Annotated in this window: 1 protein-coding gene; it reads left to right on the top strand. The window is 66.0% G+C overall.

What is annotated here, in order from left to right; all coding sequences use genetic code 11:
• Positions 1–386 precede the first annotated feature (386 nt).
• Positions 387–806, top strand: a complete 420-nt coding sequence (arfB, locus tag BRAO375_RS26495) for an alternative ribosome rescue aminoacyl-tRNA hydrolase ArfB (RefSeq protein ID WP_006610408.1) — start codon at positions 387–389, stop codon at positions 804–806.
• The last annotated feature ends 95 nt before the right edge of the window (positions 807–901 follow it).

Here is a 901-nt window from a genome sequence, read left to right on the forward strand (position 1 = left end):
TGCATGTTTGCGAGGGACGGACTGATCGCAAGACTCGGGCACGATGTGCCGCGGGAATGCGAGGACGTGTGCCTGATGTCGCAGCTGTTTGAATCGTGAACCCTCGCCAACCACCGCCGTCGTCCCGGACAAGCCACGACGCGCGCAGCGCGGCGTGGCGCCGATCCGGGACCCATACGCCGCAGCAGACGTGATGCGGACGGTGTCAATGACCAGCCTGCCACAAACCACTCCCTGGGGTTATGGATCCCGGCGTTCGCCGGGATGACAGTGGAGGTTTGGGCGGCTGGCACGGGCCAACCGCGAATAGGATCCCCATGCCCGCGCACACCGCCGCTAAACCCGCTATGGTGCCCACGAAAGCCTCGAATCCACCTGGTGCCCCCATGCTGCGGATCTCCCGCGACCTTGCCATCGACGAGAACGACATCGAGATCTCGTTCGTCCGCGCCTCCGGGCCCGGCGGTCAGAACGTCAACAAGCTGTCGACCTCGGCGCAGTTGCGCTTCGATACCAGCCGCATCACGCTGCCGGAGGATGCGGCGGCTCGTCTGGCGCGGCTCGCGGGCCAGCGCATGACCAAGAACGGGGTCATCGTCATTCAGGCCGAACGCTTCCGCACCCAGGAGCGCAACAAGGCCGACGCGATCGAGCGCCTCGTGACCCTGCTGCGCGAGGCGATGGTGCGACCGAAGGTACGCCGCCCGACCAAGCCGACCTTCGGCTCCAAGCAGCGCCGCCTCGAAGGCAAGAAGCTCCGCAGCGACGTCAAGGCCGGTCGCGGCGCGCGCCGTTTCGACGATTAGTTCGCGAGGCCCGCCGCCGTCATTCCGGGGCAATCGTCGATGCGCACGTGCGCATCGGCGATTGAACCCGGAATCTCGAGATTGTCGGAAAGAAA

This window comes from Bradyrhizobium sp. ORS 375 (assembly GCF_000239775.1).
Taxonomy (GTDB): Bacteria; Pseudomonadota; Alphaproteobacteria; order Rhizobiales; family Xanthobacteraceae; genus Bradyrhizobium.